Raw genomic sequence first — 7,889 nt, 5'->3', positions numbered from 1 at the left:
CGCGACTACATGTACGCGGAGTACGCCAAGGACCCACGGATGCGCGCCAACATCGGCATCCGCCGCAGGCTCGCCCCGCTCCTCGACAACGACCGGCACACCATCGAACTGTTCTCCGCGCTGCTGCTGTCGCTGCCGGGTTCGCCGATCCTGTACTACGGCGACGAGATCGGCATGGGCGACAACATCTGGCTCGGCGACCGCGACGCCGTCCGCACCCCCATGCAGTGGACGCCGGACCGCAACGCGGGCTTCTCCACCTGTGATCCGGGCCGACTGTCCCTGCCCACGATCATGGACCCGGTCTACGGCTACCAGGTCACCAACGTCGAGGCGTCCATGGCGTCGCCCTCGTCGCTGCTGCACTGGACCCGCCGGATGATCGAGATCCGCAAGCAGAACCCCGCCTTCGGACTCGGCTCGTACACGGAGTTGCAGTCCTCCAACCCGGCGGTCCTCGCGTTCCTCCGGGAGTACGAGGACGACCTGGTGCTCTGTGTGAACAACTTCGCCCGCTTCGCCCAGCCGACCGAGCTGGACCTGCGGGAGTTCGCCGGACGGCACCCGGTCGAGCTGTTCGGCGGGGTGCGGTTCCCGGCCATCGGCGAACTGCCGTACCTGCTGACCCTCGGGGGCCACGGCTTCTACTGGTTCCGGCTCGTCCGAGTCGCATCCCGCATCGGCCGCCGCCTGTGAGCGTGCGCCGAGGAAAGGACGCGTGACCATGCCGAAGACCGCATCCCTGCAGCCGAGCAGCACCGGCGCCGGGCAGCAGCGGCTGGCCTCGCTGGGTGAACTGCTCAGGGACTGGCTGCCGCACCAGCGCTGGTTCGCCGGGAAACACCGGCCGGTCACGGACCTGCGTCTGCTGTCCATGACCGAGCTGTACCCGGGGTGTCTGCACCTGCTGGTGCACACCGGCCACACCGGCACGCACGCCGATCCCACGGGCGTGCTGTCCGGGAACCCGGGCGGCCACGCGAACCCGGCGGGCGGTGTCCCCGCCCCCGGCGGCACTCCCCCGGCCGGTGACTGCTACCAGCTCCTCATCGGCATCCAGCAGCATCTGTCGCCCCGCCTGGGCCGGGCCCTGATCGGCAGGGCGGACGTCGGTCCGCTGGCCGGGATGGCGGTCTACGACGCCTTCCAGGACCCGCGCTCGGCCCATCTGCTCCTGGAGCGGCTGCGCCACCCCGGCACCCTGGGCCCGCTGCGCTTCGAGGCCGACCCGGCCACCCCGGTGCCCGCGGGACTGGCGCCGCGGCTGCTGGACGCCGAGCAGTCCAACTCCTCGCTGGTGTACGGCGACGAGTTCATCCTGAAGATGTTCCGGCGCATCCAGCCCGGGGTGAACCCCGACCTCGAGGTACCGGTCGCGCTGGCCGCGCAGGGCTGCGGCCGGGTCCCGGCGCCGGTCGCCTGGTTCCGTACCACCGAGCCGCAGGAGGCCACCCTCGGCGTGCTCCAGCCGTTCCTGCCCGCCGCTTCCGACGGCTGGACGCTGGCCCTGCACGCCCTGGCCACCGGCGACGACTTCACCGCGCAGGCCCATGAGCTGGGCCGGGCCACCGCGGACGTGCACGTCGCGCTGGCCGCGGCGTTCCCGGCCGGGGGCCGCGGTGAGACGGGCCGGACGGCGGCGGCGATGGCCGAGCGCCTCGACGCCGCCGCGCGGAGCGTGCCCGCGCTGCGGCCGTACGTACCGGGGCTGCGCGGCGCGTTCAGCGCGCTGACCGCGTGCGATCCGGGGCCGCCCGCCCAGCGCATCCACGGCGACCTGCACCTCGGCCAGGTGCTGCGGGCCGGGCGGGACTGGTTCGTCATCGACTTCGAGGGCGAACCGTCCCGGCCGCTCGCCGAACGGCGCAGCGCCCACTCCCCCGTCCGGGACATCGCGGGCATGTTGCGCTCCTTCGACTACGCCGCCCGCCAGCGCCGCCCGTGGCGTCCGGAGTGGGCGCGCCGCTGCCGCGAGGCGTACTGCGCGGGCTACGCCACCAGCGCGGGCTGGGACCCGCGCGCCAAGCACGGTCTGCTCCGCGCCTACGAGACCGACCGTGCCGTCTACGAAGTGCTCTACGAAGCCAGGCACCGCCCGGACTGGCTCCCCGTACCGATGGCGGCGATCGAACGACTCGCCGTGAGAGGAGACTGACGCCGTGGCTCTGCGCGACGACACCCTGATTCCCGAGCCCTCCGCGCCCCAGGTCACCGGAGCCGCCCCGCCGCTGGACGCGGTGGACCGCGGGCGCCTGCTGGCGGGCGCCCACCACGACCCGCACGCGCTGCTCGGCGCCCACCCGGTGCCCGGCGGGATCGCGGTGCGGACGCTGCGCCCGTTCGCCGACGCCGTGGGCGTCGTCGTGGACGGCGAGCGCACGCCGCTGGTCTCGGAGGGCGACGGGCTGTTCTCCGCCGTCCTGCCGCTGCCGGAGGTCCCGGCGTACACGCTGGTGGTGCGGTACGGCGACGACGAGCACGAGGTCCACGACCCGTACCGCTTCCTGCCCGCGATCGGGGACCTGGACCTGCACCTGATCCGGGAGGGGCGGCACGAGCAGCTGTGGAAGGCGCTCGGCGCGGAGCCGATGACGCACCAGGGCGTGACCGGCACCCGGTTCACGGTGTGGGCGCCGAACGCGCAGGGCGTGCGGGTCGCCGCGGACTTCTGCCACTGGGACGGGACGGCGTTCCCGATGCGCTCGATGGGCGCCTCGGGGGTGTGGGAGCTGTTCCTGCCCGGGGTCGGGGAGGGCACGCGGTACAAGTTCGAGATCCACTCCCGCTACGGCCACCGGTTCCTGAAGATCGACCCGATGGCGCGGCGCACCGAGGCCCCGCCGGACACGGCGTCCGTGGTGACGGTCTCCCGGCACGAGTGGGGCGACGCTCAGTGGCTGGCGCACCGCGCGGACCGGCCGGTGCACGAGGCGCCGATGTCGGTGTACGAGGTGCACCTGCCGTCCTGGCGGCCGGGGCTCGGCTACCGGGAGCTGGCCGAGGAGCTGCCGCGGTACGTCAGCGACCTCGGGTTCACGCACGTGGAGCTGATGCCGGTCGCCGAGCACCCCTTCGGCGGCTCCTGGGGCTACCAGGTCACCGGCTTCTACGCGCCGACCGCGCGGCTGGGCTCCCCGGACGACTTCCGGTACCTCGTCGACCGCCTGCACCAGGCGGGCATCGGCGTGATCATGGACTGGGTCCCGGCGCACTTCCCCAAGGACGACTGGGCGCTGGCCCGCTACGACGGGGAGCCCCTGTACGAGCCCGGGGACTCCCGGCGCGCGGAGCACCCGGACTGGGGGACGTACGAGTTCGACCTCGGGCGGACCGAGGTGCGCAACTTCCTCGTCGCGAACGCCGTGTACTGGTGCGAGGAGTTCCACATCGACGGGCTGCGCGTCGACGCGGTCGCCTCGATGCTGTACCTCGACTACTCGCGCGAGGACGGCCAGTGGGCGGCGAACGAGTACGGCGGCCGGGAGGACCTGGCGGCGATGCGGTTCCTCCAGGAGATGAACGCCACCGTGTACCGGCGGGCGCCTGGCGTGGTGACGATCGCCGAGGAGTCCACCGCGTGGGGCGGGGTGACCAAGCCGACCGAGCACGGCGGGCTCGGGTTCGGGCTGAAGTGGAACATGGGCTGGATGCACGACTCGCTGGAGTACGTGAGCAAGGAGCCCGTGCACCGCAAGTACCACCACCACGAGATGACGTTCTCGATGATCTACGCCTACAGCGAGAACTACGTGCTGCCGATCTCCCACGACGAGGTCGTGCACGGCAAGCAGGCGCTGGTCTCCAAGATGCCCGGCGACTGGTGGCAGCGGCGCGCCAACCACCGCGCGTACCTGGGCTACATGTGGGCGCACCCCGGCAAGCAGCTGCTGTTCATGGGGCAGGAGTTCGCGCAGGGCGGGGAGTTCTCCGAGAAGCACGGCCCGGAGTGGTGGCTGCTGGACCCGGAGTACGTGGCCCGGGGCGACCACGAGGGCGTGCGGGACCTGGTGCGGGACCTGAACGACCGGTACCGGGTCACCCCGGCGCTGTGGGAGCGCGACACCCGGCCCGAGGGCTTCCAGTGGGTGGAGTGCGACGCCGCCGACGACAACGTCTTCGCGTTCCTGCGCTACGACGCGGCGGGCAACCCGCTGCTCGCGGTGTCCAACTTCTCGCCCGTGGTCCGGCACGACTACCGGCTCGGCGTCCCGGACGACGTGCCCGCCTGGCAGGAGGCCCTGAACACCGACGCCGCCCGCTACGGCGGCGGTGACGTGACCAACCCGGGCCCGCTCAAGCCGGAGCCCACGGCATGGCACGGCCGGCCGGTGAGTCTCGCCCTGACGCTGCCGCCGCTGGCGACGGTGTGGCTGGAGCCCGCGTAGTCCCGCCTCCGGCAGGTGTTCGAACAGCCTTCCGGGGCAGTCGGAGAAGATGCGAACTGTCGGAGTGGAGGAGGAACTCCTCCTGGTCGGTCCCGAGACCGGGGAGCCACAGGCCCGGTCCGCCGCCGTCCTGGCCCGCGCCTCGCACGAGGACGCGGGCCAGGAGGTGTTCGAGAAGGAGCTGCACGACCAGATGGTGGAGTTCGCCACCCGTCCGCAGTCGGAGATGGCGGACCTGGGCGCGGAGATCGTCCGCTGCCGGAAGGAGGCGGCCCGGCACGCCGGGGAGACCGGCTGCGCGGTCGCCGCGCTCGCCACCTCGCCGCTGCCGGTGAGCCCGGCGGTGGGTGCGGGCCGCCGCTACCGGTGGATGGCCGAGGAATACGGCATCGCCACCCACGAGCAACTGGTGTGCGGCTGCCATGTGCACGTCGCCGTGGAGTCGGACGAGGAGGGCGTGGCGGTCGTCGACCGGATACGCCCCTGGCTGGCCGTCCTGGCGGCGCTGAGCGCCAACTCGCCGTTCTGGCAGGGCAGGGACACCAGTTACAGCAGTTACCGCAGCCGGGTGTGGCAGCGCTGGCCGTCGGCCGGGCCGACGGAGGTCTTCGGCTCGGCGGCGGAGTACGAGCGCCGGGTCACGGAGATGCTGGCCACCGGGACCGTCCTCGACGGCGCCATGGTGTACTTCGACGCCCGGCTGTCCCGGACCTACCCGACGGTGGAGATCAGGGTGGCGGACGTGTGTCTGCACGCGTCCACCGCGGTGCTGGTCGCCACGCTCGCCCGCGGGCTGGTGGAGACGGCGGCGCGGGAGTGGCGGGCGGGGCGGGCGCCGGTGGACCACAGTGTGAGCCTGCTGCGGCTGGCCGACTGGCGGGCCGCCCGCTCCGGGCTGACCGGGGACCTGCTGCATCCGGCGACCATGCGGCCCGCTCCCGCGGGCGACGTGGTGCGGGACCTGGTGGACCACGCCGCCGGGGCGCTCGCCGACAGCGGCGACCTCGACCGGGTCCACGCGGGCTGCGCGGAGCTGCTGCGCCGGGGCAACGGCGCCCGGGTGCAGCGCGAGCTGCTGGAGCGCACGGGGAGCCTGCGGGACGTCGTCGTGGAGTGTGTGCGGCACACCCAGGAGTGACGTTCCGGGACCCCGGCTCCGGCGGGCCGCCCGTACGTCCCGGCGGCTCAGAGCAGGAGCGAGATGCCGTACGCCAGGAAGAAGGCGGCGACCAGCACCACCAGGACGAGGATCAGCGTGAGCGGGCCCTTGGCCCAGCCCTTGGTCGGGTTGTGGGTCTCCTGCGGGCCCGCCTCGGGCATACTGCTCTCCGCCGGCGGGGTCTCGCCCGGGGGGACCGAGCCGCCCGGCTCCAGGCCGGTGGAGCGCTCGGGTTCGGGGTCTGGACTGATGTGCGTCATGCGCTCCGAGTCCCCCGAACCGGCCCGGTTCACCGGCGTACGGATCACCGATGGGGAGCACTTCTCGGATCCGGTCACCATCCGGTCCGACCTGGACTAGATTCGAGCACCGTCGATGACTGTGCTCGTCGGCGCCGTCACAGCCCGTACCCCCCAGGAGCAGCGCATGAGCGACTTCGCCCTCGCTCCCCCGGCCGTCACGCCGCTGACCTGCGGGCTCGCCGACAGTGTCTTCGAGACGGCGGCGCGCGACCCCGGCCTGCCCGTACTCGCCCGGCGTCCCGGCCCGGGGGCGACGGCCTGGGAGCGGGTGACCGCCGTCGAGCTGCGCGACCAGGTGGTGGACCTGGCGAAGGGGCTGGTCGCGTCGGGGATCACGCCGGGGATGCGGGTGGCGGTGATGGCCCGTACCCGGTACGAGTGGACGGTCCTGAGCTACGCGCTGTGGGCGGTCGGCGCCGAGGTCGTCCCGATCTACCCGACGTCCTCGCGCGAGCAGGTCGAGTGGATCCTGCGGGACTCGGCCTGTGTGGGCGTCGTCGTGGAGGACGAGCACGCGGCGATGACGGTCGGCTCGGTGTGCGACGGGCTGCCGAGGCTGCGGCACGTGTGGCAGCTGGACGCGGGCGCCCTGGACCACCTGGTCGGCCGGGGCGAGTACGTGCCGATCGCCACCGTGGAGTCGCTGCGCCGGATCGTGCTGCCGAACTCCACCGCGGTCGTCGCCTACACCTCCGGCACCTCGGGCCGCCCGCTGGGCTGCGCGCTGAGCCACCGTGGTCTGGCGAGTGTCTGCGACACCCTGCTGGCCGGGTGGGGCCACACCGCGGCGGCGCCGGGCGAGCAGGGGGCGGTGCTGGCGTTCCTGCCGTTCTCCCACGTGTACGGCCTGATGATCCAGGGGCTGTGTGTGCGCGGCGGGCTGCTGATGGGCCATGAGCCGGACCTGGGCGACCAGTGCCTGTCGTCGGCGCTGCGCACCTTCCGGCCGACGTACTTCTACGGGGTGCCGTCCGTCTTCGAGAAGTTGTACAAGACCTTCCTGCGGACGGCGCAGCAGGCCGGGCGCGGTGCCCTGTTCGAGCGGGCCGCGGAGACGGCGCGGGCGTTCGCGGCGGCCACCGAGCGGCAGCGGCTGGGCCGTGGCGCCGGTCCCGGGCTCGAACTGCGGGTGCAGCACGCCCTGTACGAGCGGACGGTGTACCGGCGGCTGCGGGACACGCTCGGCGGCCGGGTGCGCCGGGCCACCTCGGGCGGCTCCCCGCTCAACCGCGAGCTGTCCCTGTTCTACGAGGGCATCGGCATCTACGTGCACGACGGCTACGGCCTGACGGAGACCTGCGGCGGGGTCACCATGCAGCCGCTGGGCCGGGAGAAGTCGGGGACGGTGGGCCAGGTGCTGCCGGGCATGGAGCTGCGGGTGGCGGCGGACGGGGAGGTGCTGGTGCGCGGCCCGTCGGTGTTCCAGGGCTACGTCGGCGACGACACGGCGACCCGGGCGGCGCTGCGCGGCGGCTGGCTGGCCACCGGTGACCTGGGGCGGCTGGACGATGAGGGCTATCTGGCGATCACCGGCCGCAAGAAGGACGTCATCATCACGAGCAGCGGCAAGAGCGTCGCCCCGGCCGCCCTGGAGCAGCGGCTGCGGATGCACCCGCTGGTCCACCAGGCGGTGGTGGTGGGCGACAACCGGCCCTGTGTGGGGGCGCTGCTCACGCTGGACCCGGAGTTCCTGGCGCACTGGCGGGCGGCGCTGGCGCTGCCGGGCGACGCGCCGAGCCGGGAGGCGCGGGAGGAGAACGCGCTGCGGGAGGAGATCGCGCGGGCCGTGGCGATGGCGAACAGCGTGGTGTCGCGGCAGGAGTCCATCCGGGTGTTCCGGGTGCTGCCCGCCCCGTTCGACGTGGCGAGCGGTCTGCTGACGCCGTCGATGAAGCTGCGCCGGGACGCGATCGTGCGGCACTACGCGGACGAGATCGACGCCATGTACGAGGCCCGGTCCCGTCCGACCCGGCTCGCCGCGCCACCGGAGGACCCGGCGTACTGGGACGATCCGGACGATGTGTTCCGGTGAGCGGCGGGCGC

At 73.2% G+C, this 7,889-nt stretch carries 6 protein-coding genes; 5 read left to right on the top strand and 1 reads right to left on the bottom strand.

Going from position 1 to position 7,889, the window contains the following annotated elements:
• The 4 genes from ABZ659_RS23445 to ABZ659_RS23430 form a co-directional block, all read left to right on the top strand.
• On the top strand, positions 1 to 696 hold a 696-nt coding region (locus ABZ659_RS23445; protein WP_360223411.1), incomplete at its 5' end, for an alpha-glucosidase C-terminal domain-containing protein.
• 28 nt (positions 697 to 724) lie between these two features.
• Positions 725 to 2,155: a maltokinase gene (locus tag ABZ659_RS23440; protein WP_360223408.1), complete on the top strand. Its 1,431-nt coding sequence runs from the start codon at positions 725 to 727 to the stop codon at positions 2,153 to 2,155.
• A gap of 4 nt (positions 2,156 to 2,159) precedes the next feature.
• Entirely contained in the window at positions 2,160 to 4,385 is a 2,226-nt protein-coding gene (glgB, locus tag ABZ659_RS23435) for a 1,4-alpha-glucan branching enzyme (RefSeq protein WP_360223405.1), read from the top strand.
• A 49-nt stretch (positions 4,386 to 4,434) separates the two neighbouring features.
• The gene (locus ABZ659_RS23430; protein WP_360223402.1) at positions 4,435 to 5,523 is read left to right on the top strand and encodes a glutamate--cysteine ligase; all 1,089 of its coding nucleotides are present in this window, start codon (positions 4,435 to 4,437) and stop codon (positions 5,521 to 5,523) included.
• A gap of 47 nt (positions 5,524 to 5,570) precedes the next feature.
• On the opposite strand, the gene ABZ659_RS23425 is transcribed toward ABZ659_RS23430, so the two are convergent.
• The gene (locus ABZ659_RS23425) at positions 5,571 to 5,804 is read right to left on the bottom strand and encodes a DUF6480 family protein (RefSeq protein WP_360223399.1); all 234 of its coding nucleotides are present in this window, start codon (positions 5,802 to 5,804) and stop codon (positions 5,571 to 5,573) included.
• A gap of 166 nt (positions 5,805 to 5,970) precedes the next feature.
• Between ABZ659_RS23425 and ABZ659_RS23420 the strand changes: the two genes are divergently transcribed.
• Entirely contained in the window at positions 5,971 to 7,878 is a 1,908-nt protein-coding gene (locus ABZ659_RS23420; protein ID WP_360223396.1) for an AMP-dependent synthetase/ligase, read from the top strand.
• Positions 7,879 to 7,889: the final 11 nt, after the last annotated feature.

The sequence above is a fragment of the Streptomyces sp. NPDC006997 genome (assembly GCF_040635175.1).
Lineage (GTDB): Bacteria > Actinomycetota > Actinomycetes > Streptomycetales > Streptomycetaceae > Streptomyces.
This window is presented reverse-complemented; position numbering and strand designations above follow the sequence as displayed.